Raw genomic sequence first — 26,426 nt, 5'->3', positions numbered from 1 at the left:
GCGTGCGGCGGCGTCGTGGCAGCGACGGATGCCTCGCATCTTCAAAAACCTACGGCCTCTCGCGAGGAAACCTCGTGGGAAGGGCGGGCTAGTGGGAGGACTGCAATGAATGACCCCATCGGCCGAGGCTGGCGCTTTGTTCATCCCGACATGGGGTTGCCGGAGTCCTCGGGGCTTTGCCTTTCGAATCGCGGCGGCATCGAGTCGGTCCGCGGCAAGGCTCTGATCCGCCAGGCGATTTACCTGCTGCTGTCGACGCGCCGGGGGGAGCGTGTGATGCGACCCGGCTACGGCTGCGATCTCGACCGTCTGATTTTCCTGCCCAACGATGCCACCACCGCGGGGCTAGCGATCCACTACACCCGGCGTGCCCTCGAGGACTGGGAGCCGCGGGTCGAGATTCTCTCCCTCGATGCCGCGCCGGACCCCGAGGAGGGGTCTTCCTTGGAAATTTCTCTGGCCTATCGAGTTCACGCCAGCGGTCTCGAGGACGAGCTCACCTTCGCCATCGACCTGGCAGGCGAGGAGGGGTGATGTCACTCAAGGCACCGAACCTCGACGACCGCGATTTCGAAGCCCTGATGGCGGAGGCCAAACGCCGCGTGGCGCAAGAGTGCCCGGACTGGACGGATCACTCCCCGGGGGACCCGGGAACGGTATTGCTCGAGCTCTTCGCCCATCTCACGGAGGTGATGATCTACCGCATAAACCGCCTGCCCGAAAAGGTCTATGTGGAGCTCCTCAAGCTCCTCGGGGTGGCACTGGCGGCACCGGTCTCGGCGTCGACGACGTTGTGCTTTACGCGCGCCTCCGAATCGGACCGGTCGATCGAGATTCCGCAAGGAACCCGGGTGGCGGCGGAGCGGGGAGGAGACGATGGCGAGCCGGTGGTCTTCGTCACCAGTCGGCGGGTGATCCTGGCGGAAGGTCAGTCGGAGGTCGAGGTGGAGGCGCTTCACGGCGAGCTGATCGAGGCCGAGCTGATCGGCCACGGCACCGGTCTGCCGGCTCAGGTGGTGGAGGTGCGGCGTCCTCCGATCGCGGCGGCGGCCGGTCCCGAGCAGGACTTGGTGGTGGCGGTGGAGACGCCGTCCGCGGAGCTCGACGAACGAGCCCGGGCGATCCCTCACCGCGACAAGGTCTTCCGGGTTTGGCAAGAGGTCGATCACTTCGCCAATGTCGATGCCGAGGCCTGTGTTTACACGGTGGATCGCGCCGCCGGCACGGTGCGCTTCGCTCCCTCCGTTCGCGGCTGCGACGAACAGGGGCTCGAGGAGATCGCCCGCAGCTTGGCGCAGCTGCCGCCGGCGGAGCGCGAGATCCGCGCCTGGTATCGCCGGGGCGGCGGTGATGTCGGCAACCTGGCCGCCAATTCTCTGAAGGTGATGGTCGATCCCATCGCCGGCCTCGAGGTGTGCAATCCCCGGCCCGCCACCGGCGGCCGGGATGCCGAGAGTCTCGACAACGCCCTGATCCGCGGGCCCCAGGAGCTGCATGGCTTGGATCGGGTGGTCAAGGCGAAGGACTTCGAGCGCCTGGCGATTCGCAGCTCGGGAGCGGTGGCCCGAGCCCGGGCCCTGACCCTGGCGCGGATGTGGCGCCACGCGGTGGCCGGGACCGTCTTGGTGGTCCTGGTGCCCGATCTCCCCTCCGCCATCAAGGCCGAGGGACGGATCTCGGCGGACATCCTGATCGAGCATCAGACGGAGGACGCCCGCCGCCACATCCTCGCCGCCCTCGACGAGCGTCGGCCCCTCGGAACCACTTGCCGAGTGCAGTGGGCGCGCTACAAGACGGTCAGCGCCGTGGCTCGAATCGTGGTCTACCGCGAGGAGAATCCCCTGGCCCTGAGGCAGCGGGTGCTCGATCGCCTCTACCGCACGATTCAACCCCTGTCGAGCGAGCACGTGCCGGCGGGTTGGGGCTTCGGAGAAACCCTGCGGGCTTCGCACATCTACGACATCGTGCTCTCGGAGCCGGGGGTCAAATACGCCGATGGTATTCGGCTGCGGGTGGACCACGTCCCCGGCGAGACTCGCGCTCTGGTCGCCGATAGCTTTCAACCGCGCACCTGGTACGCCTCCAGCGGGTCGTCCCTGCTGCGTTCCGTCAACGAAGGCACCGGCTGGGAGGTGGTCGAAAACTTCGGCGACGAGGTCCTTCGGGATGTCGCCTCGCACCCCAGTCGGCCCGGCCTGGTGGCGGTGGCGACGCGGCCGAAGAACGCCCGGGACGCGCGCCTGTATCTGAGCGAGGATTGTGGTGAGTCTTGGAGCCTGATGGCGGAGACGGCCTTCGAGGTCGAAGGCATCGCCTGGCTTCCGGGGCGCAAGAACCCAACCCTGCTGCTGGCCAGCGATGCCGGTCTCTACCAAGTCTCGATGGAGCGGGATGGTCCGGAGCTCGCCGAGATTCCGGTGCAGACCGGCACCGGAGAGCGCCCCGGCTTCTACTCCGTGGTGGCCTTGGTGGATGTTCACGGCAATGTGCTGGTCGCCGCCGCGGCGCAGCGCACCGGCGGGGTCTACCTCAGCCGTCAGGGTGGGCAAGGGCAGTCCTTTCGCCTGATCGGGCTCCAGGGGGAGGACATCCGTCGGCTGTCGATTCAGACCGATGGCCCCAATGCCTGGCTGTGGGCGGCGGTGGCGGCGGCCGGCAACCAGAAAGGCAAAGGCTGCTATCGCTGGTACTTGACCGAGTTCAGTCCCGAGGGCTGGCGCGCCTTCGATGCCGGCTGGACGGCCGGCAGCTGCCACGATCTCGCCTTTCACGGCACGCGGGCGGTGGCCGCCTCCCACCGCGCCGGGGCGATGCGCCTCGACACCAGCGCCTCGGAGCCGACTTGGGAAGCCTCGGTGGTGGCGTCGTCGGGCCTGCCGATGCGCGACCGCGGCCGGCTGGTTCCGGTCTATGCCGTGGCGGTCGATCCGGAGGACCGCTGGATCTTTGCCGCCGGCCCGGAAGGGGTCTTCCGCAGCCGCGACGGCGGGGAGCAGTACGAAGCCCTTTCGAAGCAGGAGTTCGACAAGGTGACGCTGCCCGAAACCTGGTTGTTCTGCTCCGGCGAGCACGAGATCGACGTGGTGACCGAGGATGAAGCGGACAGCGATTGAGCGGCTCTTGCCGCGGGTCTTCGAGCGTTCCGCCGGTGCCGGGACCCCGCTCTCGGCTTTGCTCGAGGCGATGGCCGGAGCGCAACAGCCGGTCGAGGAAGTGCTGCGCCGGCTGCCTTCCTACTTCTCGCCCCACGGCGCGCCGGACGCCTTCGTGCCGATGCTCGCGATCTGGGTCGACTTCGATTGGCTCTGGCAGGTCGAGGGGCGCTCGTCCATCGGGCGCCCGGTCGAGACCGCCGCCGACGTTCGTCAGCTTTCCTGCGGCATCGGGCGGTTGCGCGATCTGATCCTGGCGGCTTCGGAGCTCAGCCGTTGGCGCGGTACCTCGCGCGGCCTGTGTCGGTTTTTGGCCCTCGCCACCGGTGAGAGTGGCTTCGAGGTGGTGGAGAGGGTTCCGGGGCCCGATGGCCGACCGCTGCCCTACCACGTGCGGGTCCACGCTCCGGGTGCCGAGCGGCATCGCACTCTGATCGAACGAATCATCAATGAAGAGAAACCGGCTCACGTGACCTTCGAGCTGAGCTTCGAGGGGCCCAAAACCTGAACCGTCGGGTTTTCAGGAGGCGAGTATGGCCAAGATTTTTCAGATCGTTTCGTCGGCGGAGAAGGTCGCCCTCGACAAAGAGGGAAAGGGCGAGCTGACCTTCGTCGTGACCAACCTGGCGCAGTCGGTGGCCGGGCGGGTGGTGCTGGTTCCCCTCGAGGAAACGGACGAAGGCTGGTTGTCGGTGGAGGACGGCGAGCGCGAGCTGAGCGCCAATCAACCGGAAGAGTTCAAGCTCGCGGTCGAGGTCCCCGGGGAGGTGCCCCCGGGCGAGCATCGCTTTCGGATCGATGTCGTGTCCGAGCTCAACCCGGATGAAGACTTTTCGGAGGGGCCGACGATCACGCTCACCAAGGCGGCGCCTTCGCGGCGCCTGTGGTGGATTCTCTTGGCGGTCTCGCTAGTCGTGCTGATCGCTCTCGTCGGCGTCTTGCTGGTGGTGATGGGGGGCGGCAAGGACGGCGATGGGGCGGCCGAGGGGAGCCGGGGCTCAGCCACGGAAGCGCTTCGTCGTGGTGGTGGCGGTGATCGAGCTGGCGCCGGCGGCGGCGGAGCGGGCACCCGCGCAGATGCCGCCGGTGGTGGCGGATCCGGCGGCGGTGGCGGGACGCCGGTGATCGGCTTCGAGGCCCCGAACCTGATGGGGCTTTCTCCCGGCCAGGCGGTCGAGAAGGCGGAGTCTCTCGGCCTGGTGGTCGAGCCCAGCAAATGGCTCGAGCTGGCCTGTATGACGGTGGGCGAGCAGGTTCCGAGGCCCGGTGGTTTCGTTGCGGAGGGCGGCACGATCTCCCTCGGCCTCCGCACCCTGGTTCCGAGCTTGGTCGGGCGAGAGCTTTCGGAGGCCGAAGAGCTGTTGCAAGATGCCGGCTTGTCGCGAGGCAAGATCAGCCTGTCGGCGAATGCTCGCCAAGAACCCGGCCGAGTCAGTGAGCAAAGCGCCGCGCCAAAGATGGCCGCGCCGGCAGGGACGTCCATCGATCTGACGATTGCTCAGGGTCCTTGCTCTTGGACGAATCCCTTTTCCTCAGAGTTCGGACCGATGAATTGCCGCCGGGGAGCGGCCGCCGCGGGTTTCTCCTGTGTCAGCAAGTCCTGTGCGGCGTTTCAGGTCTACTGTTGCCCCTACCTTCCCTGGTTGGATGAAGACTCGGTCACCAAGCGTCCGGAATGGAAGGACACGGCTCGCTTCGAAGCGACATCGAGCAAGACCTTTCTCGACGGCTTCGAATTCAAGGGCAGGGCGCTGAGCGGCGGGCGGGGATTCGAGCGACAGCGAGCTCGCTCGATGCGCAGTCCGAGTTTCGAGAGAGGGACCTCTTGCGGCGACGAAGTCAGCGCCAAGGGATTCGATTATGGCCCCCTGCGCTGTGCATCTGGACATTACCTGACGAGCCTGACTCTCGATAGTTCCCAGAAGGCCTGGAAGGGCCGATGCTGCTCGATGAAGGTCACCGCCTTTCCGGAGTAGCCCGGATTTCTCAACGGCTCGTGATGGCTCCCGGACAGGGGCCAGGAGGGTGCCGCCGGCGGACTCTCGGTCCGCCAGGCGCGATGCTCGCTGCCCTGAATTTGGCTCTAATTATTCGGACAATTCGAAGTAATTTAATCAAGATTAAACACAAAGATTTTAGGCCATGGTGGGGGGCTGGTCCCAGTCTTAGAGTTCTCTCATTGTCGATGACAACCACTCCCGATCGTGCTCCGCTGGGTCCTGGTCCCTGCAGGCAGCACACCGCTACGAGGGCCTCTGGCATGAAGCGAAAAGGTGTCCGTTTGATTCTCGCTCTACCTCTTCTTGTTCTCGCACTTCTGACCAATGGCTGCATGTTTCGGGGGACTCGCTCTCTGTTCGATCTCGTGGGACCCCGAATGATGAGTGAGTTCTATCGCGGAGAAGGCATCGTTTGCACCGTGCCCGAACCCCTCGAGAGCAGCGACGGGATCGTCATCGGAGTCAGTTTCAGGTTCGCCGTCATCGGTCATTCCTGTGAAGAGCAATCGCGGAAGGTCTTGGTGACCGAAGGGTCTGGTCTGGTGCGACGGGCCGAGGTCGCCAAGAAGAATCAAATCGTCACGATCATCGGAATCTTCAATGGTCCTCAGCAAGAAACTCTGGTTGCTCGGGACATCTTCATTCAACGGAGGTAGACCATGTGGCGCGATTGCTTGAGATATGTGCCCGGGCCCGCTGCCTTTCTCTGGCTCACGCTGACCCTGATCCTGGCTTCAGGAGGCCTCGCTTGCGACAGCTCGTCGCCGACGGAGCCGCGCATTCGAGCGGATTTCAGCTTCGCAGGAGAGGGGGCGCGGGTCGAGTTCAAGGACAACTCGAGCCCTGGGGTTCGAGCCTGGCAGTGGGATTTCGGTGATGGCCGTTCGAGCATCGAGCGCAGCCCGAGCCACAACTACTTCCTGGAGGATCTCCCCAGGCGCTATCCGGTGACCCTCAAGGTCTGTCCGAGCAGTGATCTCGATTCGGTCCGCTGCGACAAGGTGACGAAGACGATTCACGTTTTTCGGACGGGCTCGCCACTGTGAAAGCCGAGGCCGAAAGGGGCCGATGGTGCAATCCAGTCGTTAGAAATTCTCTCGAAGAGGAGGGGTCAAAGTGCTTTCTCAGTTGATCGAAATGTCGGGGTCTGTACAAGTTGCGAGCTGGTTGGCGATGGCTGCGCCAGCGGCCGAAGGATCGGCCTTTCCTGCCTATACCCTCGATCTGGCGGGACTCTTGGATCGAGGCCTGGTGATCGGACTCTCGGTGCTCAAGGCGCTCCTGATCCTCGGGGTGGGATGGATCATCGCGCGCGTCGCGCGAGCTGTGCTGGTGCGGCTGCTCCGCCGGACTCCAGTGGACCGCTATCTTTCGTCACTGCTGACCGGCGGGCGACGCAAGGATCTGGGAGTCGAAAAGATCTTGGGTTCCTTGGTCTACGGCCTGTTGATGCTGTTCGTCTCGATCGAGGTGCTGCGGGCCTTGGGGTTGACCATGGTGACCGAGCCGCTGACCGATCTGATCACCAGCCTGGTGGGTTTCTTGCCGCAGTTGATGGCCGCCGGCACTCTCGCGGTGATTGCGTGGAGCCTGGCGCGCGTCGCCAGGATGATGGCCCGTTCGTTCCTGCAGTCGATCGCTTTCGAGAATCGCCTCGGCGAGGCCGCCGGCGAGGGTGATGGGGCAGGTGGCAAACAGAGTGCGCTGTTGGGGAGAGCCCTGAGCGATGTGGTCTTCTACTTCGTTCTCCTGTTCTTCCTCCCTCAGATCCTCGACGCCTTGCAGATGGAGGGCCTCAGCCCGGTGCGCGAGATGGTGGGACAGATTCTGTCGCTGGTCCCGAAGCTGCTCGGAGCCGGGTTCGTCTTGACCGTTTTTTATTTCGTGGCGCGCATCGTTCAGCGGTTGGCGGTGCCGCTGCTCGCTAGCCTGGGTGTCGATCGCCTGCCGGAGATTCTCGGCGTGACCGTCAAGTCGGGGCCGAAGGCTTCGGTGGCGGCCGGCTGGGTGGTCTTGGCTGGGATGTTGTTCGTGGGAGCGATTCAGGCGGCCAACTCGCTGGGACTGAGCGTCGTCTCGGAGGTTCTCCAGGGGCTGCTGGCCGGTTCCTTCCGGGTCTTGGTGGCGTGTGGAATCTTCGCCTTTGGCCTGTGGGGAAGCCGCAAGTTGGCCTCGACCCTGGCCGACTGGGAGCAGGGGCGGGGCTCGTCGGGAACGCCGTTGGCAACCACCGCCAGGGTTCTGGTTCTGGTGATGGCCGGGGCGATGGCCCTGGGACAGGCCGGCCTGGCTCCGGAGATTCTGCACTTGGCGATTGGCGCAGCGGCTCTGGGAGTCGCCATCGCCGGCGGGCTGGCCTTCGGCCTCGGGGGGCGGGAGCATGCTTCGCGCTGGATTGCAAGCCGGCGCGGGGACTCCTGAGCAACTCCGTTCGACACGCCTCGGTCGCTGGACGCGACTCGAACCGCGGCTTCACACGGCTGGGATGGCGGGTGGGCAGATGGCTCGCCCGCGTCTCTCCCAGCGATACAGAAGGGACCGGAAAGGCGAGTTGCCCCGAGCGGTATGTGCCGGGCGGCAACTGCAGGGAACGGGTTCCTGCAGGCCGCCCCATTGCATGCCGGGACCGATGACCTCCAATTGCACTGATTGAAAACGAATCTCGCAGGGGAGCCCGTGGGGTGATCCGGGCTCGGTCGGTCGGAGCGCTGCCCGGGGATCGAGACGGGGGCAGCTTCAGGGTTCCGCGGTGGTCGTCGTCCTCGCGATTCAGCCGTCGGTGGCCGACGAGGAGCGCTGGACCTTGTGCCGGTAGCGCCCTGGAGTGCAGGCGTAGTGGCGGTGGAACACTTGGTAGAAGGTTTCGACGTGGGAGTAGCCAACGGCCATCGCGACATCGAAGATCGCCAGATCGGAACCGCACAGAAGCGACTCCGCGGCCGCCATGCGGTGCCGGTCGATATAGCTCTTCATACCTTGACCGAGGGCGCGGCGGAATCGACTCGAGATGTTGTTGTCACGGATGCGGCAGCGGTCCCGAACGATCTTGACCGTCAATCCGGTTTCGAACAGGCAAGAGTGGATGCATGAGACCACCTCCCGGAGCTCGCGCGGTAGGCGTGCGAGGTCAGGCTTTTGGGACTCGAAGTAGCGCTCGAGCAATGGGTGTTCGAAGCCATGCTCCGGTAGACGGGGTGACAAGTCCTTGGGTTGCTGCCACATGAGGGCCTCCCATAAAGGAATTAAAGATGAAATCCGAGACACAAGGTATTCAAATTTTCGATAGATCAAAACTGGGAAAATTCCCAGGGATGGCGAAAGGGCCACTGTCGACGGCCGATTTTGGCGCCCGGGGGGGGGCTTGCTGGTGGCGTCACGGCCCCCGAATCGAGGTCGACGGCCGATGGTGACTCCGCTGGAGGAGCGTGAGCTGGTGCGCCGTCAGGTGCTCGGCGCCGAGGCGGAGCGCCGGCGAATCGCTCGTGAGCTGCACGATGGCTTCAACCAGGATCTGGTTCTGATCGCCGTGGAGCTCGAACTGCTGGCGCAAACCCTGGGCTCCGGCGACGAGCTCGCTCCACGGCTGAAGGATCTCGGGTCTCTGTCGCGCCGGCTGCTCGATCGAGCCCGCCGGATGGGTCACGATCTTCATCCGGCCCATTTCGAGATCCTCGGTCTCGAGCGCTCGATCCAAGACTCCGCCAGGGAGCTGGAAAACCGCTTCGCAGCGGTGATCGAGCTGATCATCGATCCGGCGGTCGATCGTGAGGTTCCGGTGGCTCCGGCGCGAGAGCTCTACTGCATCGCCCAGGAGGCCCTGCGCAATGCGATGCGCCATGGTCGAGCCGCTCGCGTTCAGGTGGTGGTGGAGCTCGAAGAAGCGCGAGTGACGCTGAGCGTCGAGGATGACGGCATCGGCTTCGAGCCACCGCGAGTGCGCCGCCGGGGAGGCCTCGGCCTGGTGGCGATGGAGGAGCGTGCCGCCGCCCTCGGTGGCGAGCTGCGCTTGACGACCGCGCCGGGCAAGGGCACCACGGTCTGGGCATCCTTGCCGCTGCCTCCGCTCACCGGCACGACTGCGGAAGGGCGTGTCCGGGCGCTCGTCAGGTGAAGCTGGCCAATGCGAGCCGCAGACACCGTGGAGGAGCCCGCGGGGAGGCCACGCCTGCTCCTAGCCGACGACCATCGCTTGTTTCTAGAAGGGCTGACCAGGCTTTTGGCGATCGACTTCGATGTGCTCGATGGGCTGGTGAGCGGTCACGCTCTGATCGAGGCGGTGCGGTGCCGGGATCCCGATGTGGTGGTGGTCGATTTGTCCATGCCGGTGCTCAACGGCCTCGAGATCAGTCGCCGTCTTCTGCGCGAGGACGCGTCGCGACGAATCATCATTCTGACCATGCATGCCGATCCGCGGATCGCCGTTCGTGCTTTTGAAGTGGGGGTCTGCGCCTACTTGATGAAGACCGAGAGCTGCGGCTCCCTGAAGCAGGCCATCTACCGCTCGCTGAGAGGGCGTAGGTCGCTTTCGCCGTGTCTGCGAGAGCGGTTGGTTGGTGTCCGAGACTCCCGAGCCCACGGCCTGTCCGCCAGTTTCGAGCTGACCCGACGGCAAAAGCAGGTCCTCGCCCTGTTGGCCGATGGAAAGTCCCTCAAAGAGATCGCCAGCGTTCTCGGGATCTCGTCTCGGACCGCCGAATTTCACAAGTACGCGGTGATGGAGCGACTCGGAGCTCGCACCAGTGCTCGCTTGGTTCGCTATGCCGACGTCTTGGGAGTCGGGCGCAGCGCGGCGAGCGACTGAGCTCGCTCGACCGCCGTCGAACATTCCTGCGCTGGAACGCAGCGTTGCCGCCTGCTCCAAGAGCATTCCCCAAGATCCCCGTCCATGGCCTTTGCCGAGGAGGCGGGAAACCATAGGAGACCCAACGGAAAGGAGCCTCCGTTGGGTTCTTCTTCGCAGGACCCGGCTTGCGGGGTCGAGGGCGAAATTCTCGCTCGGGAAGTGTTTCGGGAGGTACGTTGTGCGAAGGTTCGCGATTCTATTTCTCATCTGCAGCTGGTTCATTTCATTCGCTTCGCACCTTGCGGCGGAGGAGCGAGACTTTCAATTTCGGTCATACCTCACGGTTGGCCTGTGGCAGGGCCAGCGTTGGAGTCTCGGTCTCGAGTCGGAAACCCATCTCGAAGATAACCTCGCGGACCTCTCAGAGATGCAGGTGGGGCCGGTGGTCACCTATCGATTCCACCCACGACTGTGGTTCGGCTTGGGTCTGAAACGTTATGACTTCGATGGCGCCGTGGACATCGATGGCAGCGTTTTCCTGGACTTAGCTCCGCGCTCGCGGCCGGTGGGTCGCTGGCGTTTCGATAGTCGCCATCGAGCCGAGCTGTTTCATGTCGAGGACGGCGCCGATCGCTTCGTCTTCAGTCATCAGCTCCGCGGGGTTCGAGACCTCACGCCCGGCCGCCGGGGGCAACCATTCGGTCGTTGGTCGCAAGTCTTCTTCTGGAACGAGGTGTTCCATCGCGATGGCGACGAGTGGGGGAAGGTCGTCGAGAATCATCTGGTACCGATCGGGGCTCGGTGGCGAGACTCTGGTCGCTGTTCTTTTAGTGTCTTTCTGATGCTGCGCAGCCAAGAGACCAACGACGGCTGGCGCCAGGCTCAGGTGATTGCCACCAGCTTGTCGTTTGGGCGTGGGTCTGGGCGGGTTGGTCCCAAGGCGGGTCGAGGCGAGCCCCATCGGTCTGGTGCTCGGCCTGGGCATCCGCCGATCGTGGCCTCCGTTTTCGACCAGCCCGAGCCTCACGTGCCATGACGACGGTCCAGGCTCTGTCCGGTAGGCCGCTGGCTCTGCGATGCAGGGTCTTCGGGCTTGGTCTGGCCACGCTCTTCGTGCTGGCCGGCGGTTCACCGGTCGTGGCCGACGATCCTGTTCCAGTACCCATCCTGGTTCTCTTGCCAGCCGATCCGCGGCCCTTCGAGCCGGCCTTGAAGAGCTTCGAGGAGACTCTTTCCCGGCGGGGGGTTCGGCCGCAGTTGACGAGGCTTCCGATGGCCGACCTAAAGACGGCTGCAGAGCTCCTAGGCCGGAAGGGCCCCGCTGGTTTTGATTTGGTTTTGGTTGTCGGCCCCGCCGCTTCTGCGGCGGTCGCCGGGGTAGCGACAGCTCCGGTGATCGCTCTCTGTGCACGTTCTGGTCCGGCCTTGCGGAGCCGGCTCGACGTCTTTGAAACCAGCTCGAAGGGTCTGCTGGCTTTCCACCCCACCGAGGTGTCGATCACCGCTCTCCTGCGGCGTCTGCGGCGAGACTGGCCCGATCTGCGCCAGCTTGGACTGGTCTATTCCTCGCGCCAGGTCCCGGTCCTGCGGCAGCAGGTCTCGGTGGTCCGAGGTGCGGCCTATGGGCGGGGACTGAAGGTTGTCGAGGTGATGGTGGAGAACCCAGGGCTTGCCCGGCAGGAGCTCGAGCTCTCCGTGCGCCGCGCTCGCCTCGAGTTGAAGGTGGCGGACCCGGCAGGCCATCGGAGTCTGTTTTGGATTCTGGGTGGCGCCGTCCTCGGCGGTGAGCTCGATACGGTTTTGGAACAGGCCGCTGGAGTCCCGGTCTTGATCACGCCTGCGGGTGTGGCCGGCGAGGGAGCCCGCCTCGGGCTCCTTCCGCTCGCCCTGAGCCTCGACCGTCCGGCCTCCTGGACGGCACGATTCGCTCTCGGTCTGGTCAACCGGGGCACCGGCCGCGGGCGGCAGCTTGTCGCTGGCCGAGGAGCGGTGACGGACTTCCTTCGCCTGGTGCAGGCGATCGCAGGGGCTTCCGAATCTCGTTCCCTCTGGATCTCCGACGGCGCCTCCGGCGGCGAGCCGAGGGCCGCCGTCTTCGGATTGCGGGGTTCCATTGGCCGGGTCGATGATGGGCTCCAGGTTGCGGAGTGTCCGCCGCCTCGATCATGACCGCCGTTCCTAAATCCTTCGTTGTAGCTCTGCTGTTGGGGACGTTGGTCGTGTCGATCGGCCTCCATCTCTTGCAGGCGGCGGAGATTCGCTCGACAGCTCTGGTCGATGCCGAGGCCCAAGCGCTCGAAGCCGCGACCGCGATCGATCGCGAGCTCAGCGAGGTCGGTGCGCTCCACCGGAAGATGATGCAGCGTCTGGAGAGTCGGTCCTGGTCGGATGGCGATCTCGAAGAGTATCTCTGCGAGGTACAGGCTGAAGACCCAAAACTGTTCGGCGCCGGTTTGGGATATCGGCCGAGGCGATTCGACCCTGAAGTCGAGCTCTATGCGCGCTACTGCCTGGAGCGTGCTGGGGAGCCGGTGGCCATTCCGATCGAGTACGACTATGTCGAGGATGTCGATCAGGAGTGGTACCACGACACGCTACGGGACCAGACCACCGCTTGGTTGGAGCCGCAGTATGGTTCTGCCAGCGAGGCCTGGCAAACCATCGTCGTCGGTCCGTTCGCCTCGCCGCAGAACCCCTCGGATTCGGCAGGAGTCGCGTTCCTTTCGCTCTCCCTCGACGAGTTTCGTGAGCTGATATCCGATCTCCAGTTGGGTGACGCCGGCTACGCCTTCTTGGTTTCCGCCGGGGGACGGATCATCGTTCATCCCAGGGACTCCTACCTCGGGGTGAATCTGCGACAGCTTGCCGAAGAGACCGGGGATGGAAGTCTCCTCAGGATCGCCGAGGCGGCCGAAGGGCAAAGCTCTGGCGTGCTGAGCTATCGCGACGAGCTGACCGATCATCAGTCGTGGCTGTTCCATCAGTCCATACCGACGACCGGCTGGACGCTGGCGGTGGTTCTGATCCAAGAGGAGGTCACCGCTCGAGCTCTCGGAGAGCTTCACCGGCAGCGGCCTTGGATCGTGGTGCAGGCGGTGGTGTCGGCCCTTGCGGTCCTCATGCTCTTCCTGGGGCCACCGGGCTCGGCCAGGCAACGCTGGATCTCGATGGGGGCCTTCGTGGTGCTGACCGGGGGCGCGGTCGCTCTGGTGGCTTTGACGGTGCACGACCATGCCGTCCCGCTCGACACCGTCGTCGAGCTCACCAGCCAGGATGGTCTGGAAAGGTACATCGACGACTACCAGATCTCGATGACCAATCTGGGAGTCGGAGAGGCGATTCAGGTGCCGACCGGGTTGTTCATCCAGTCGTTGGCCTTCGTCGACTCGAACGATGTTCACATCACCGGCTATCTATGGCAGCGCTATCACTCCGGTCAGCTCCAGGAGATTCTGCCGGGGTTCGTCTTCCCCGAGGCCGTCGATTCGCGGGTACGCCATGCCTACTGGCGCCATGAAGGTGAGGATGAAGTCGTGGGCTGGTATTTCGAAGCCAGGCTGCGGCAAGAATTCGACTATGGCCGCTATCCGTTCGATGCCAAGCGGATTTGGGTTCGGATTTGGCATCGGGACTTCGACCGGAATGTCCTGCTGGTGCCGGATCTCGATTCCTACCGCCTGATTCATTCGCACTCCCGGCCGGGAATCGAAGAAGATCTCGTGGTCTCCGGGTGGGAGGTCCAGAGCTCCTTCTTCAGCTACGTCAGGAATAGCTACAGCTCCGACTTTGGCGTGCGTTCCTATGTCGGAAAGGACGATTTCCCTGAGCTTTATTTCAATGTTTTGGTGCAGCGGGAGAGCGGCGGCGCTCTGATCGTGAACTTTGTCTTGCTGGTCGTGATCGCCGTGATTCTCTTCGCCATGCTGATCACGGTCACGCGCCAAGACGAGCAGAATCGCTGGTTGGGGTTCAGCTTCCTTCCGCTTTTAGGTGGTGTTTCCAGCTTGTTCTTCGTGTTGATCCTGTCGCACATCCAATTGCGCAGCGAAGTGCCGGAGAATCTCAGCTACTTGGAGTGGTTTTACTTCCTGCTTTACTTTGCCATTCTGGCCATCAGCTTGGTGGCCTATGGGGTAGCTTCTCGCAGCCCCCATTGGGTGATCTCCTATCGCGACAACCTGGTCTCGAAGCTGCTCTTCTGGCCCCTGATCGGAGCCTTCTCCTTCGTCGTTACTTTCTGGCATTTCTCCTGGTGAGGGTGTGCCGGCGAAGCCGAGCGGTGGCGGGAGTCGCCGTCTCGACGGTGGCCTCCTGGTCGCCGCTGTTGGAACCCGATGGTGGCGCCTGGCGGTGCTCTCCTTGGGCTTGCTGGTCGGTTGTGAGGAGGCGGGCCGCTGCAGCCGATCACAGGATGATCGAGCGGTGGTCGAGTCGGCTTCCTCCGGGGGTTTTCCGAGTCCCTGGGCGAGTGGCGGCCAATCTGCCCCGGCGTCGGGGCTGACCGCCGAGGTGGGGCCGCCGGCGGCGGTGGCCCGGCGCCAGCGCCTCGGCCTGTTGATGGCGTCTTATGGGGCATTGATGCTGTTGCTCGCGTTGGTGAGCTCGGTGGTGGGGTGGCGCACGCCGTCGCGGGGGCACGATCCGCGTCAAGGCCTTTCCCGGGGTTTGCGGCCCTTCCTTTTAGGGTGCTCGGCGATCAGTGGCCTCGGCCTCCTGGTGGCCCTGGTCACGGTGTACCGATTTGCGGGTGAACCGCAAGGTGACATCCAGGCAGCCATCAATCTTCCGGACCGGGACGCCGACGGTCTGGCACAGCTCCCTTTGCTCACCGGCATCTACCTCGAGTCGATGGCAATCCGAGAGCCCCGGTCGATCGAGCTCTCCGGATATATCTGGCAGCGTTATCGCGACGGAGTCCATGACGATGTCTCGCGCGGCTTTGTTTTGCCAGATAGTCGGTCGATGAAGATTCTCAGAACCTCTTCTCGGCGTCAGGGTGATGCGGAGTTGCTCACTTGGAGATTTTCTGCCGTGGTACCGCTGCAGTTCGACGATCGTCGATTTCCCCTGGGGCGAGAGAGGGTTCGGCTCCGGATCTGGCCTCGGGAGTCCTCAGTCGGCGTGATTCTGGTTCCCGACCGCGAGAGCTTTCCGGCGAACCGGTCCTCTCGGCGTCCGGGTCTCGATCCGGCGCTGACGATACCCGGCTGGAAGGTCGCATCGAGCTCCCTCGAAGATTGTCGGCTGGACGCCGCGGTGCCTTCGGAGGGGCCGCCCGGTGCCGTCATCTCCGACGTTCCAGAGCTTTGTTTCGACCTCGTTCTGAGAAGCGAGCTGGTGGGACCGGTCGTGTTCTATGTCTTGCCGCTCGCTCTGTGCATGATCTTGCTCTACTGCCTGTTGCTGGTGAGCGGCCGCGAAGAGCTCGAGCTGCAGGCCTTTCAGGTGGTCAAAATCGGGGTGGGTTTGTTGCTGATGCTGCTCCTCCTCCAGGCCGATTTGCGCTCGAGCCTGCCATTTCGCGGTGCCAGCTTCCTGGATCTTTTCTACGGCCTGGGATATTTGATGCTGCTCACCGTCGTGGTGAATGTCCTGTTGCTTTCGCAGCCTCGCTGGAAGCTCTTTCCAGCCTGCGACCGAGTCCTACCGAGGGCGCTCTTCTGGCCGGTGCTCCTGACCTTCTGTCTGGTCATCACCCTGACTTCTCAGTACTAGCAGGCTGCTGAAAAGGCCGCGTGGCGGCTTCTTCAGCGCCTGCTGTTTATTTCAGGGGGGCTAAAAGGCGCCCCCCTCAGGCCTACGCGGCCCGGCTTCGCGCATGTCGCGCGCCTTCACCCCAATCCAGGGCGGCCCCGTCCTCGGCGCCGAAGGCGCCGCCTCGCCCGCTGGGCTCGGGGATCCACGCGGGCCGGAAGTCCTCGAACCTGAACTTTTTCAGCAACGTGCTAGCTGTCTGTTCCGAGAGGGGCTCCGAGCCCCTGACTGCGCGTCCCGGGCTCAGCGCCCCTCTCTGGCCCAAGAAGCGTGGTTCTTGGGCCTCCTCTCCCGTCGCGGCGGCCCTGCCGTGAAGACCAAGACCGAGGCTCATGGTCGCCCGGTGGCCGCTTGGAGAAAATCTCTGCATGGTGCCAAGGGCTGATCGTTTCGAATCGGCTCGTGGCCTTCTGCAAACGGTCCCGAAGAGGAGCTTCCCAGTTGGGTTTTGCGCGCCTGAAGATGCCCGCGATCTTTCATGCCGTCTCCAATTGGCATGGTCCTGCCGGCGGGATTCACCATCTGGTCCACGCCATCACCCGGCCATTGGCCGCCATACCGTTGGTTTACGTCCACGCTTTCGGAGACGGCGGCGGAAACCACTCGACCACCGACTATTGGCGCGGGATCGTTGCGGTCGCCGTGGCGCGAGCCGGAGGACCGAAGGCGATCTTGCGCGTCGAGATCGACAGCACGCCGATGCCCGGTGGCGGCCGGCTCGACGGTTGCTTGCTTCAGGTGCCTCGGCTGCTGAGAAGGGTCGGGCTGCCGGAGCTGCCCCTGAGGTTCTTCAGCCATCGCGATCACCGCCAGCGGGCTGCGAGCCGGACGCAGAATTGCTACTACTCCTGCAACACCAGTGACGACCTCGCAGGACTGATCCATGCCTTTGGCCGCCAGCGCGAGTGGCATTGGGTGACCTGGGCCGGGCAGTATCCCTGAGACCTTCATCCCGACGTTGGTGGGGGCGCGAAAGGAGGGGCGCCGATGAAGCTTCTGACGCGGATCGCTCTGTTGTCTTGCGATCACGCCACCGGCGTGGTGGCACTCTCTGCGTCGCAGTCCTTGGTTCGAATTGCCGGAGTTCCCGTGCTGGTGGGAAACGATCCGGGGAGCAAGGGAATCGGCGGTTGCACGAACGTGGCCCCAACCATCAAGCCCTGCGCCCGAACCCTGGCGGTGGAACAGGGAAAATCCGGGCTCGTCCGCATCGCGGGGAAGCCGGCGTGCCTCGACACGGTCGTCGGTGGGACGGACGGTACGCCTCCCAGCGCGACCAAGTATCGAGTGCGTTTTCCTGGGCAGGTGTTTGTCCATGCCAACGCTTGAGGTGGTTTCGGGTGTCGGCCGCTCGAGCGCCGTGGCCGCTCGCTGGCCTGGGCAGGCTCGCCTCCTCGCCATCTCATCGGGCGCGTTGAAGGTTCCGCCGTGAGTCGGCAGAGGAAGGTCCAGATCTTCTTGGCGCTGGTGGTGGTGCTCTACCTGTTCAGCACGACCTTTGGTTTGGCTCGCGATGACGGAGCCATGGGCGCTGCCATGAAGGTGGTGCGGAAGAAGATCTCCGATGGCCGCGAAAAGATCCAGAAGGAGATGGACAAGCCTTTCATTCTGCGTCTTTTTGGCAGCGCTTCCAGCATGGAGAAAAACACCTTCGAGAGCCTGAAGGAAGAGCTGCCAGAGATCCTGGCCAACGCCCTGCCCGATGAGCTGGAACGTTATGCGACCATCGCGCCGCCTTCACACACGGCCTGCGCGGGAATGCGGCTGGCCGATGCGCTCAACTACTTGGCGGTGAAGGGAGTACGGCTCGAGAAGGTGTCCTGGGGCTGGGATCCGGCGCAGTTCGGTCCCTTCATCAAGCTGGGGGGCACTGTCCTGGCGGCCGAGGAGACCGGCTCCGGCGGTGTGCACCTGGTACTGCAGTACATCCACCCCTACGACGGCGAGGACGGCATCGGCGAGACCGAGGAGGCGAGGAGGAGCAATCTCGACCAGATCGCTCGCGAGGTTGCGCAGGCTCGAGAGCGGCCAATGCTCGACTGGCTGTCGCGGGAGAGCCCCTGGGTGCTCTATCAGGCGGTCCAGCAGGGCTATTCCTTGAGCCCGTGGTGCTCGGCGACGGTCGAGGCGGTGACGGAAGGACCGTTCGTTCCCCCGGCAGCGCCACGCGACGCAGCTTGAGCGCATTTCGGCCGGCATGCGAACCCTTGCCCTGATCGTCGCCTTGATCGCGGCTGTGCTCGTCGTCTTTGTCGAGACGGGCGCCTCCGTCGCACCCTGGGTGAGTGCGTTTCGGGCCTTTGGCGATCAGGTGGTCGAGCTCGTCCGCGGCGAGAAACCCTCCCGGTCGTCGCAGGACGAGGAGCCCGCCTCGGACTTCCAAGGCCTCGAGAGCTTGTTGTCGAGCGATGGCGAAGATCTTCCGGGTCTGGCGGTGGCGTCTCTGGCGCCGCTCGACCTGTTGGTGATGACCACCATCCTGCTGTTCACCCTGCCGCTCGTTCTACCGCCGCGGCTGCTCGCCATGGCGCAAGGGGTGGTGTCGCTCATCCTGGGGATCGTGGCGATCGTGCTGGCGTTGATCTCTATTCTCAAGGCCGTGGCCAATGTCGTGCTGATGTTCGGTCTCCTGCTCGCGGTCCCCTTCGGCACGATCGCCTACATGGTTCTCTATGCCGACTTCGCGACCGGCGAGGCGGCGGCCATCTTGAGTCTCTTGATGTTTTTGAAGGTGGTTCTGGCGATCGCCATCGTGGTGGCCCAATGGCGCTTTCTGATCAATTGCGGTTTCGTCGCCCTGGTGGCGACTTCGTTCTTGGCGATGATCATCGTCAGCTTTCTGCTCAGCTTTCCGCCATTCTTCGTAGTGAGCATCACCGACAGCGTCGCCGCCATCGTGGTCGGCATATTGACGGTGATCTGGGGCATCGTTTACATCGTCGGCGGCATCATGGGGATTGTTTCCACGCTGAAGGGCTTGGTCTCACAGGTCGGCAACCTGTAAGAGGGAAGTCGAAGAGCGAGACTCATGGCTATCCTCGCAAGCCTGGTGCACTCTCTTGGAAAGAGCCCGATGGGTTGATTTCCTCTAGAAAGGAGAGAGCATGAATCAACGCGAGTTGTTGAACTACTTCGAGTCCGAGGACTACGCAGACTACGTCAAGCATTACCTGATCAGTTTCTGGCAGAAGCAGGCCTCCGATGGCAACTGGAAGGAGCTCGTGACCTCCGAGTTCAGGGGGCGCCACAGTGTCGAGAAAAACCTCAGCGAAGAGCAGGCGGTCGATGTCTGCCGTCGGCGCTCCGGAGGGGGAACGCGCGACTTCGTTTCGACCAGCCTTTCGGACTCGTTCATCACGAAGATCGTCCAGTTCGTCGCCACGAACATCATCCCTTGGCACGGCATGAACGACCGCGGATTCACCAACTACGAGGTCGGAGTCGAGGGCCTGATGTGGACCGTTCAGTGCACGGCGGGAGAGGGCTTCCTGCCCACCTGTTACCGCGATCGTGTGGTCGTCGGGATAAACCATGCGGGGCTCATCTGTCACTTTCACGGTGATGCGCAGTACGCCCGGGGCGACATCTTCGTCCCGAAGGGCGGCGGCAATTGGGGGCGGGGATGAGGCCGCCCTTTACTCTCAATGTCGACGTCGCCGGCGAGCCCTCATAGGCTCGCGGGGGGCTGCGGAAGGGGATTTTCGGCAGCCTCCCGGTCGATGAAGCCGTAGCGGTCCGCCGCTGGCTGCGGCCATGGCCGAGGATCCGGGTAGTGGATCCTCGGTCGGCCGTCGCCGGTCCTCGAGCCCGATCGCTGGTTGTAGACTCGCACCCGGGGCGTCTGTAGTACCGGAGGAAGGAGCCGGTGGGGATCCGGTGCTCGAGACCTGACCGGGGACTTGAATTGTGAGTGACCAGCGGTTGACCGGGCGTATCGAGCCCGTGGAGTGGGCGGCCTCGACCGATGAGTCCACCGCCGCCTCAGAGCGCCTGAGGCGCGAAGGTTTCTATCTTGGGGAGTGGCGGGTCGAGCCGCGGCGACGGCGAATCGTCTCGGGTGAGACGGTCCGAATGCTCGATCCCCGTTTGCTGGATGTCTTGGTGGCGCTGGCGGTCCAACCGGGTGAGGTGAGAACCCGGGACGAGCTGCTGAACGAAGTCTGGGACGGTGCCTTCGTGCACGAGAACTCCCTCTCCCAGGCGATCTCCCGTCTGCGCAAGGCGCTCGGCGACGATCGCCACCGGCCGCTCTACATCGAGACCATCAGTCGTACCGGATATCGGCTGGTGGCGCCCGTCGAGGCGGTTCCGGTTTCCTCGGCGGAGCTGTCGGACGAGGTCGCCGAGGTGGCATCGCCTTCCCCGGAGCCGCAGGCCCCGGTGGCCGATGGCGCGCCGGCTCGGCGGCGACGCTGGCTGCTGGCTGCTGGCGCGGTGACCTTGGCGGTGGCGGCCCTTGTGATCTGGGAGCTCTGGTGCGATCTGGTGGCGTCTTCGCCCGCGCCGATGGCCTCGGTGGCGCAGATTCGTCCCGAGGTGACCCTGCCGGGAAAGCAGTTCGGGCCGCGCCTTTCGCCCGATGGGCGCTATGTGGCCTTCGCCTGGCAGGAGCCCGACGGCGAGAGCTTCGACATCTGGCTGCAGGCGGTCGGTGACGGCAGCCCGGTGCGGGTCACCGAGAGCGCGGATCCGGAACGGCAACCGATCTGGTCGTCGGACGGCTTGCGGCTCGCCTTCGTGCGCTCGGCACAGGCCTCGGCGTGCGGAATTTACAGCCTGCCGATCGTCGGTGGAGTCGAGGAGCGCCTCGGCGACTGTTGGCCCGGAATGCGGTCGCTGGATTGGTCGCCGGATGGTGCCCAGCTGGCCTTCAGTGCCTTCGCGGCGCCGGATCCGGACCCTGCCGCGCCGGGACCTAGGGCGCTCTTTCTACTCGAGCTGGCGACCGGTGAGGTGCGGCAGTTGACCCATCCGGCCGCGGAGATGCGAGGCGACATCGAGATGCGGTTTTCTCCCGATGGTCGGCATCTGGCCTTCGAACGCGAGTTCGGACCCAACCGTCAGGACGTCGCCGTCGTTTCCCTGGTCGATGGCGGCACTCGCCTCCTGACCTCCCATCGCTGGGGGCACATCCGCGGTTTGGACTGGAGCTCGGCAGGCGACGCGGTGTTGTTCGCTTCCAACCGTTCGGGGCGTTACCGGCTCTGGAAAGTGCCGCTGGCCGGCGGCGAGCCAGAGCCGCTGCCGATTCACGACAGCTGGGTGACGCAGCCGAGCGTGGCGCGCACCGGTGGCCGGCTGGTGTACCGCACCTTTCGCGATTCGGTCGATCTTTGGGAGCTGCCCCTCGACGATTCGGGTCTGGCCGCCGGCGAGGCCGTTCAGCGGGTGCCTTCGACGCGTAGCGAGGAGCAACCGGCGTGGTCTCCGGAGGGAGATCTGGTCGCCTTCATCTCCGATCGAACCGGCTCTCGGGAGCTCTGGTCGGGGCGTCGGGACGGCAGTGAGCTGATCCGGCATACGGACTTCGCCGGCCCCGGACCGGGCTCTCCCGCCTGGTCTCCGAACGGTCGGGACCTGGTCTTCGATGCCGCCGCCGAGGGCCACGGCGATCTCTGGACGGTCGATCGCAGCAGCCGTCATCCTCGCCGTTTGACGGACGAAGTCTCGGAGGAGCGCAATGGCACTTACTCTCGCGACGGGCGGCGACTCTACTTCGCCTCGGACCGTAGCGGGCAATGGGATCTGTGGTCGATGCCGTCCGCTGGCGGCGAAGCCGCCCAGGTGACCTTCGAGGGTGGCTTTCTCGGCCAGGAGTCGCCGGACGGTCGCCACCTGTTCTATGTGCGGCCGACGGAGCCGGGGATCTGGCGCATCCCTCGCGATGGCGGTCGTGATGTCGGCGAGCCGGTGGTGAACAACCTGGCGCTCTGGGACTGGGGAAGCTGGGTGGTCGGTGAGCGCGGCCTCTACTACGTGCAGCGCGGTCCGGCGGCGATCGTCTTGATCCCGTTCACGTCGTCTTCCGGCGAGGTCGGCGAGCCCCGGATCGTCCTCCAGCCGGAGAAACAGATCCCCTTCCACAATGCCCTCGCTCTCTCGGCCGACGGCCGGTCGCTGCTGTTCGCGATGATCGACCACAGCGACGACGAGCTGATGACCGTCGACCTCGAGGGCCTTTAGGGGCTGTCCGCCTTCGGTCGTAGTCTTGGCGACTGTCCGCTTTCGAACAGCTCCAGGAGCTGGTCACCTTGTCGGTGAGACCCTTGCAAGTGTTTGATCTGTAGCGCTTTGCCCGGTTCTCCCGGTTGCTCGCCGGGGTTGGCATCGGTCCTGCTCTGTCACCGGGTATGGACCGCGCCCTCTCCGCCGCCGATCTCGCCCGTCGCAGCCGTCGCCGCCGCCTCGCGGGGTTGGCCATCGTGGCGACTTTTCTGGTCGCCGTCTTCGGCCTGCGATCTTGGATCCGGCCGAGCATCGACCGCGAGGCGATTCGCACCGCTCGGGTCGAGCGCGGCGAGGTCACGGCGAGCATCTCGGCGGCGGGCCAGGTGGTGCCGCTGGAAGAGCAGGTGCTATCGGCTCTGGTCGACTCGGAGGTGCTCGAGGTGCTGGCTCCGGTGGGGGCCGAGGTCACCGCCGGGCAGGCGGTGGTGCGCCTCGACGGTCGTGGCCTCGAGCTCGAGATCGCCGAGCTGCGAGAACAGCTCGCCCTCAAGGAGAACCTGCGGCGCGCCGAGCGCCTGCGGCTCGAAGAGTCCCAGGATGCCTCGCGCTCGCGCCTGGAGCTCCTCAAGATCGATCTGGAGAGTCGGCAGACCAAGCACACTCGGTTCGTGACCCTGGCGGCGGCGGGGGTGATCTCCGGCGATCAGCTCTACGAGGCGGAGCTCGACGTCACTCGCACCTCGGTCGAGATCGCTCAGCTCGAGCGCGCCATGCGCCACGCCGCCGAGAGCGCCGAGACGGAGCTCGAGCGGATCGATCTCGAGACCGCGATTCTGCGCGGCCAGCGGTCGGAAAAGGAGCGCCAGCTTGCCGGTTGCACGGTGCGGGCACCGCGTGCCGGAGTGGTGACCTGGGTCCTCGACGACGTCGGGACCCGGGCGGTTACCGGTGCCGCCTTGGCTCGTCTCGCCGACCTCTCGACCTTCCGGATCGAAGCCCAGGTCTCGGACTTCTATGCCTCGACCCTGCGGTCGGGCTTGCCGGTCGAGGTCTCGACCGGCGGAATCACCCTGGGAGGCGAGGTCGCGGCGATCCTGCCGACCGTCGAGGGAGGCCAGATGAAGCTGCAGGTCGATCTCGAGGACCCCAGCCACTCGGGCCTCCGGCCGCAGCTGCGGGTCGACGTCGAGGTGGTCACCGGCCGGGTGGCCGACGGTCTGGGTCTGAAGAACGGTCCCGCCATCGGCAGCAATGGTCGCCAGATCGTTTATCGAATCGTAGACGGCTTCGCCGAACGCACCGAGGTCGAGCTCGGCATGGCGAGCCCGCAACGGGTCCAGGTCCTCGCCGGCCTCGAAGAGGGCGACGAGGTGATTCTCTCGGACACCCGAGACATCGATCACTTGCAACGCGTGCGCGTCAAGGGAGAGTCATGATCGAACTGAAGAATGTGAGCAAGATTTATCGCTCGGAGCGTATCGAAACGCTGGCCCTGGATCGCGTCGAGCTGACCATCGAGACCGGAGAAATGGTCTCCATCATGGGGCCTTCCGGTTGTGGCAAGAGCACTCTGCTCAATCTCATGGGATTGCTCGATGCGCCGAGCGAAGGCGAGGTGCGCTTGGCTGGCGAGCGGGTGGCCGATTTCGGCGATCGGAGACTCGCCGCGCTGCGCAACAAGCTCGTCGGCTTCGTCTTCCAGAGCTTTCATTTGATTCCGGATCTCAGCGTGGCGGACAACGTCGAGATCCCGCTGCTCTACCGGCGCCTGTCGCGGCAGGAGCGGCGGCGCAAGGCGCTGCAAGCGCTCGAGCGGGTCGGCCTGACGTCGCGCGTCGACCACTTCCCGACGCAGCTTTCCGGCGGGCAGCAGCAACGCGCGGCGATCGCACGGGCGATCGTCGCGGCGCCGCGGGTCCTGCTGGCGGACGAACCGACGGGCAATCTCGACAGTCACATGGGCGACGAGATCATGGCGATTCTCGAAGGATTGAACCGCGACGAGAACACCACCATCGTCATGGTCACCCACGACCCCGAGAAGGCTCGCCAGACGGAGCGCACCATTCGCATTTTCGACGGCCGTCTGGTGGCCTAGCTCATCCCATGCTGCGCAACTATCTCCTCACCGCCTACAAGGTGCTGCTGCGGCGCAAGTTCTTCACCTTCGTCAACCTGTTTGCGATCGCTCTGACGATCGGCGTTCTGACGGTGGTCTTCGCCTTGCTGCAGAACCTCCTCCAGCCGATCGGCGTCGAACGCCGGAGCGACCACTACCTGGCGGTCGAGAACGCCGAGCTCGCCGCCGAGGACGGCAGCCAGAACTGGCACTCGAGTCCCGGCTATCGCATGATCGAGCGCCATTTCCTGCCGCTTCAGGAACCGGACCTGGTGGCCTTCGTGCAGCGCTCGTCGGAAGGTACGGTGTTCGTCGACGGGCGCAAGCTGATGCCTCAGATCGCGGCCACCGACGCCAACTTTTGGAAGATCATGGAGTTCGAGTTTCTGAGCGGTCGCGGTATTTCCTCGGACGACGTCGAGCAGGGGCGCTTCGTGGCGGTGCTCAATCGCACCACCGCCGAGAACATCTTCGGCAGCGCCGACGCTCTCGGCCGGTCCTTGGTCGCCAATGGACAACGCTTCGAGGTCATCGGCGTGGTCGCCGACGTGCCGGTGCTGCGTCGCCATGCCTTCTCCGAGATCTGGATTCCATTCTCGACGCTGCCGTCGAGCAACTTTCGGCGCGATTGGATGGGGTCCTTCAACGTCTTTCTCTATGCCGAGGACCGCTCTCGCCTGCCGGTGATCGAAAAGGAGGTGTGGACCTCCTTCGAGAGTTTTGTCCACGACGACCCGGAGACCTTTCAGCTCGCCTCGGCGCCGGCCAACAGCAAGCTCGCGTCGCTGGCCCGGGAGCTGCTCGACCGGCGCAATGAACGCGACAGCGGTGTCGGGCAACTGGTGGCGGTGCTGATCGGCGGCATCCTGCTGTTCATGCTGTTGCCTTCGATCAATCTGATCAATCTCAACGTCAGCCGAATCCTCGAGCGATCTTCGGAGATCGGCGTCCGGCGCGCTTTCGGAGCGTCGTCCCGGGATCTGGTGGGACAGTTTCTGATCGAGAACCTGGTGCTCTCATTGCTCGGCGGCGGCCTCGGCTACCTCCTCGGGAGGCTTTTTCTCTGGCTGGTCGAAGAGAGCGGCATGATTCCCTATGCCGAGTTCGAGATCGATCTCGGGGTCTTCGGCCTGTCCCTCTTGGCGATGCTGGTGTTCGGCCTCGTCTCCGGTGTCTATCCCGCGCTCAAGATGGCGCGACTCCACCCGGTGAAAGCGCTGCGAGGAGGATGAGCCCATGTTGATGCATGTTTTCAAGCTGATCTGGAACCGCAAACGGGCCAACGCCCTGATCATCGCCGAGCTCGCCCTGGCGTTTCTGGTCGTATTCTTCATCGCCGCCGTCGGAGCCCATTTCCTGCATCGTTGGAATCAGCCGCTGGGCTTCGAATGGCGCAACACTCTCGAGATCCTGCCCAGCAAGGCCCTCGTCGGGCAATCCTGGTCCGAGGAGGACGGCCGGCGGGCCCGGGCACTGGTGTCGACTCTCGAGGATCAGCCCGAAGTGGAATGGGTGCACCATTCCTTTCCCCCCTTCCGCCAATGGGCCTGGCGCACCAGCGTCGGGCTCGATGAGCGGCAGGTCGGCGTCAACGTCAACTGGATGAGCGATGGTGCCCCCGAAGACTTCGGTGTCGAGCTTCTCGAAGGACGGTTCTTCGCCGAAACGGACGCGACTCCGGATCGCATTCCGGTCCTCATCGACCAGCAGGTGGCGGCGGCGATCTTTCCGCGAGGATTCGAGCCCGGAAGGGATATTCGACTGCGGGACGATTCCGAAGAGCGGCCTAGCTGGATCGCCGTCGGAGTCTTCCGTGCTTTTCGTCAGCAGGGTGAGCTGGGCGCCGTACGGCCCTACCTCATCGCTCGCTTCCCGAAAGAGGACCTCACCCAAGGCATCTCGACCCTTCAGGTGCGCCTCAAGGCCGGTACGCCGGTGTCCTTCGAAGAGAAGCTGCAGGAGCTGGTGGGGGCCGAGGCCGATACTTGGAGCGTGACCGTCACGCCCCTCGAGCGTCTGCGGGCGGATCGCATTCGCGAGATGGTGCTGCCCTTGATGGTGGCCTTCTGGATCGCCGCTTTCTTGCTCCTGATGGTGGCCTTCGGTCTGTTCGGTGTTCTCTGGCAGAGCGTGACTCGACGCACCGACGAGCTCGGTCTGCGCCGTGCCCTCGGTGCCCCGAAAGGTCGCATCTACCATTTGATTGTGGTCGAGACGCTGGCCATCGCGGTCTTCGCCTCGTTGGTGGCCTGCGTGGTGGCGATCCAGTTTCCGGTCACCGGAGCCTTTCCGGCCCTCGACTGGCGAGCCTCCCTGACGGGCATGGGCCTCGGTCTCGTGACCCTTCTCGCCTTGGCCGGGATCTGCTCTCTCTATCCGGCTTGGTTGGCTTCGCGGCCGTCGCCGGCCGAAGCGCTGCACTATGAGTGAGCGGTTGCGAATGCTGTGCT

24 protein-coding genes are annotated in these 26,426 nt (G+C 64.6%); 22 read left to right on the top strand and 2 right to left on the bottom strand.

The window, feature by feature from the left end; genetic code table 11:
- Nucleotides 1–105 precede the first annotated feature (105 nt).
- The 7 genes from AAF604_05400 (at nt 106) to AAF604_05370 (ending at nt 7,573) form a co-directional block, all read left to right on the top strand.
- The gene (locus AAF604_05400) at nt 106–534 is read left to right on the top strand and encodes a GPW/gp25 family protein (GenBank protein ID MEM7049070.1); all 429 of its coding nucleotides are present in this window, start codon (nt 106–108) and stop codon (nt 532–534) included.
- A complete protein-coding gene (locus AAF604_05395; GenBank protein MEM7049069.1) occupies nt 534–3,113 on the top strand; it encodes a putative baseplate assembly protein in 2,580 nt (859 codons plus the stop codon). Before AAF604_05400 ends, AAF604_05395 begins: the two co-directional genes overlap by 1 nt.
- Nucleotides 3,094–3,660, top strand: coding sequence for a phage tail protein (locus AAF604_05390; GenBank protein ID MEM7049068.1), 567 nt, complete (start codon nt 3,094–3,096; stop codon nt 3,658–3,660). The genes AAF604_05395 and AAF604_05390 overlap by 20 nt, the downstream gene beginning before the upstream one ends.
- Before the next feature lie 25 nt (nt 3,661–3,685).
- Nucleotides 3,686–5,128: a PASTA domain-containing protein gene (locus AAF604_05385; GenBank protein MEM7049067.1), complete on the top strand. Its 1,443-nt coding sequence runs from the start codon at nt 3,686–3,688 to the stop codon at nt 5,126–5,128.
- Between the two features lie 284 nt (nt 5,129–5,412).
- A complete protein-coding gene (locus tag AAF604_05380) occupies nt 5,413–5,808 on the top strand; it encodes a hypothetical protein (protein MEM7049066.1) in 396 nt (131 codons plus the stop codon).
- 3 nt (nt 5,809–5,811) lie between these two features.
- Nucleotides 5,812–6,198 (top strand): PKD domain-containing protein, encoded by a 387-nt coding sequence (locus tag AAF604_05375; protein MEM7049065.1) that lies wholly within the window; start codon nt 5,812–5,814, stop codon nt 6,196–6,198.
- Between the two features lie 127 nt (nt 6,199–6,325).
- A complete protein-coding gene (locus AAF604_05370) occupies nt 6,326–7,573 on the top strand; it encodes a mechanosensitive ion channel (protein MEM7049064.1) in 1,248 nt (415 codons plus the stop codon).
- 348 nt (nt 7,574–7,921) lie between these two features.
- On the opposite strand, the gene AAF604_05365 is transcribed toward AAF604_05370, so the two are convergent.
- Nucleotides 7,922–8,374: a helix-turn-helix transcriptional regulator gene (locus tag AAF604_05365; GenBank protein MEM7049063.1), complete on the bottom strand. Its 453-nt coding sequence runs from the start codon at nt 8,372–8,374 to the stop codon at nt 7,922–7,924.
- Nucleotides 8,375–8,555: 181 nt separating this feature from the next.
- Between AAF604_05365 and AAF604_05360 the strand changes: the two genes are divergently transcribed.
- Nucleotides 8,556–9,263, top strand: coding sequence for an ATP-binding protein (locus AAF604_05360; protein ID MEM7049062.1), 708 nt, complete (start codon nt 8,556–8,558; stop codon nt 9,261–9,263).
- A 9-nt stretch (nt 9,264–9,272) separates the two neighbouring features.
- Nucleotides 9,273–9,953 (top strand): response regulator transcription factor, encoded by a 681-nt coding sequence (locus AAF604_05355; GenBank protein ID MEM7049061.1) that lies wholly within the window; start codon nt 9,273–9,275, stop codon nt 9,951–9,953.
- Between the two features lie 526 nt (nt 9,954–10,479).
- Here AAF604_05355 and AAF604_05350 read toward each other — a convergent pair.
- Nucleotides 10,480–10,716, bottom strand: coding sequence for a hypothetical protein (locus tag AAF604_05350; protein ID MEM7049060.1), 237 nt, complete (start codon nt 10,714–10,716; stop codon nt 10,480–10,482).
- Between the two features lie 611 nt (nt 10,717–11,327).
- On the opposite strand from AAF604_05350, the gene AAF604_05345 reads away from it, so the two are divergent.
- The 13 genes from AAF604_05345 to AAF604_05285 all read left to right on the top strand — a co-directional run bounded on the left by AAF604_05345 (nt 11,328) and on the right by AAF604_05285 (nt 26,406).
- Nucleotides 11,328–12,104 carry a hypothetical protein gene (locus AAF604_05345; GenBank protein ID MEM7049059.1) on the top strand — a complete coding sequence of 259 codons (777 nt, stop codon included), beginning with the start codon at nt 11,328–11,330 and terminating at the stop codon, nt 12,102–12,104.
- A complete protein-coding gene (locus AAF604_05340; GenBank protein ID MEM7049058.1) occupies nt 12,101–14,191 on the top strand; it encodes a cache domain-containing protein in 2,091 nt (696 codons plus the stop codon). Before AAF604_05345 ends, AAF604_05340 begins: the two co-directional genes overlap by 4 nt.
- A 4-nt stretch (nt 14,192–14,195) precedes the next feature.
- Complete coding sequence (locus AAF604_05335) at nt 14,196–15,650, top strand: hypothetical protein (GenBank protein ID MEM7049057.1); 1,455 nt, start codon at nt 14,196–14,198, stop codon at nt 15,648–15,650.
- 501 nt (nt 15,651–16,151) lie between these two features.
- On the top strand, nt 16,152–16,631 hold the full coding sequence (locus AAF604_05330; protein ID MEM7049056.1) for a hypothetical protein: 480 nt from the start codon (nt 16,152–16,154) through the stop codon (nt 16,629–16,631).
- A 45-nt stretch (nt 16,632–16,676) separates the two neighbouring features.
- Nucleotides 16,677–17,018 (top strand): hypothetical protein, encoded by a 342-nt coding sequence (locus tag AAF604_05325; protein ID MEM7049055.1) that lies wholly within the window; start codon nt 16,677–16,679, stop codon nt 17,016–17,018.
- Nucleotides 17,019–17,117: 99 nt separating this feature from the next.
- Nucleotides 17,118–17,870: a hypothetical protein gene (locus AAF604_05320; GenBank protein MEM7049054.1), complete on the top strand. Its 753-nt coding sequence runs from the start codon at nt 17,118–17,120 to the stop codon at nt 17,868–17,870.
- A 16-nt stretch (nt 17,871–17,886) separates the two neighbouring features.
- Entirely contained in the window at nt 17,887–18,693 is an 807-nt protein-coding gene (locus tag AAF604_05315; protein ID MEM7049053.1) for a hypothetical protein, read from the top strand.
- Nucleotides 18,694–18,793: 100 nt separating this feature from the next.
- Nucleotides 18,794–19,315, top strand: a complete 522-nt coding sequence (locus tag AAF604_05310; protein MEM7049052.1) for a hypothetical protein — start codon at nt 18,794–18,796, stop codon at nt 19,313–19,315.
- A gap of 445 nt (nt 19,316–19,760) precedes the next feature.
- On the top strand, nt 19,761–21,872 hold the full coding sequence (locus AAF604_05305) for a winged helix-turn-helix domain-containing protein (GenBank protein MEM7049051.1): 2,112 nt from the start codon (nt 19,761–19,763) through the stop codon (nt 21,870–21,872).
- A gap of 167 nt (nt 21,873–22,039) precedes the next feature.
- Nucleotides 22,040–23,293 carry an efflux RND transporter periplasmic adaptor subunit gene (locus tag AAF604_05300; GenBank protein MEM7049050.1) on the top strand — a complete coding sequence of 418 codons (1,254 nt, stop codon included), beginning with the start codon at nt 22,040–22,042 and terminating at the stop codon, nt 23,291–23,293.
- Nucleotides 23,290–23,955, top strand: coding sequence for an ABC transporter ATP-binding protein (locus tag AAF604_05295; protein MEM7049049.1), 666 nt, complete (start codon nt 23,290–23,292; stop codon nt 23,953–23,955). Before AAF604_05300 ends, AAF604_05295 begins: the two co-directional genes overlap by 4 nt.
- 8 nt (nt 23,956–23,963) lie before the next feature.
- Nucleotides 23,964–25,208, top strand: coding sequence for an ABC transporter permease (locus AAF604_05290; protein MEM7049048.1), 1,245 nt, complete (start codon nt 23,964–23,966; stop codon nt 25,206–25,208).
- Nucleotides 25,209–25,212: 4 nt separating this feature from the next.
- The gene (locus tag AAF604_05285) at nt 25,213–26,406 is read left to right on the top strand and encodes an FtsX-like permease family protein (GenBank protein ID MEM7049047.1); all 1,194 of its coding nucleotides are present in this window, start codon (nt 25,213–25,215) and stop codon (nt 26,404–26,406) included.
- Nucleotides 26,407–26,426: the final 20 nt, after the last annotated feature.

The sequence above is a fragment of the Acidobacteriota bacterium genome, from assembly GCA_039028635.1.
GTDB lineage: Bacteria > Acidobacteriota > Thermoanaerobaculia > Multivoradales > JBCCEF01 > JBCCEF01.
The sequence above is the reverse complement of the archived record's forward strand: the minus strand, read 5'-3'. Positions and strand labels throughout refer to the sequence as shown.

Bases quoted from the DNA above. Each gene is read 5' to 3' on its own strand.
- AAF604_05400 (MEM7049070.1), top strand. From the start codon at position 106: ATGAATGACCCCATCGGCCGAGGCTGGCGCTTTGTTCATCCCGACATG.
- AAF604_05395 (MEM7049069.1), top strand. From the start codon at position 534: ATGTCACTCAAGGCACCGAACCTCGACGACCGCGATTTCGAAGCCCTG.
- AAF604_05390 (MEM7049068.1), top strand. From the start codon at position 3,094: ATGAAGCGGACAGCGATTGAGCGGCTCTTGCCGCGGGTCTTCGAGCGT.
- AAF604_05385 (MEM7049067.1), top strand. From the start codon at position 3,686: ATGGCCAAGATTTTTCAGATCGTTTCGTCGGCGGAGAAGGTCGCCCTC.
- AAF604_05380 (MEM7049066.1), top strand. From the start codon at position 5,413: ATGAAGCGAAAAGGTGTCCGTTTGATTCTCGCTCTACCTCTTCTTGTT.
- AAF604_05375 (MEM7049065.1), top strand. From the start codon at position 5,812: ATGTGGCGCGATTGCTTGAGATATGTGCCCGGGCCCGCTGCCTTTCTC.
- AAF604_05370 (MEM7049064.1), top strand. From the start codon at position 6,326: ATGGCTGCGCCAGCGGCCGAAGGATCGGCCTTTCCTGCCTATACCCTC.
- AAF604_05365 (MEM7049063.1), bottom strand. From the start codon at position 8,374: ATGTGGCAGCAACCCAAGGACTTGTCACCCCGTCTACCGGAGCATGGC.
- AAF604_05360 (MEM7049062.1), top strand. From the start codon at position 8,556: ATGGTGACTCCGCTGGAGGAGCGTGAGCTGGTGCGCCGTCAGGTGCTC.
- AAF604_05355 (MEM7049061.1), top strand. From the start codon at position 9,273: ATGCGAGCCGCAGACACCGTGGAGGAGCCCGCGGGGAGGCCACGCCTG.
- AAF604_05350 (MEM7049060.1), bottom strand. From the start codon at position 10,716: ATGATTCTCGACGACCTTCCCCCACTCGTCGCCATCGCGATGGAACAC.
- AAF604_05340 (MEM7049058.1), top strand. From the start codon at position 12,101: ATGACCGCCGTTCCTAAATCCTTCGTTGTAGCTCTGCTGTTGGGGACG.
- AAF604_05330 (MEM7049056.1), top strand. From the start codon at position 16,152: ATGCCCGCGATCTTTCATGCCGTCTCCAATTGGCATGGTCCTGCCGGC.
- AAF604_05325 (MEM7049055.1), top strand. From the start codon at position 16,677: ATGAAGCTTCTGACGCGGATCGCTCTGTTGTCTTGCGATCACGCCACC.
- AAF604_05315 (MEM7049053.1), top strand. From the start codon at position 17,887: ATGCGAACCCTTGCCCTGATCGTCGCCTTGATCGCGGCTGTGCTCGTC.
- AAF604_05310 (MEM7049052.1), top strand. From the start codon at position 18,794: ATGAATCAACGCGAGTTGTTGAACTACTTCGAGTCCGAGGACTACGCA.
- AAF604_05305 (MEM7049051.1), top strand. From the start codon at position 19,761: ATGCTCGATCCCCGTTTGCTGGATGTCTTGGTGGCGCTGGCGGTCCAA.
- AAF604_05300 (MEM7049050.1), top strand. From the start codon at position 22,040: ATGGACCGCGCCCTCTCCGCCGCCGATCTCGCCCGTCGCAGCCGTCGC.
- AAF604_05295 (MEM7049049.1), top strand. From the start codon at position 23,290: ATGATCGAACTGAAGAATGTGAGCAAGATTTATCGCTCGGAGCGTATC.
- AAF604_05290 (MEM7049048.1), top strand. From the start codon at position 23,964: ATGCTGCGCAACTATCTCCTCACCGCCTACAAGGTGCTGCTGCGGCGC.
- AAF604_05285 (MEM7049047.1), top strand. From the start codon at position 25,213: ATGTTGATGCATGTTTTCAAGCTGATCTGGAACCGCAAACGGGCCAAC.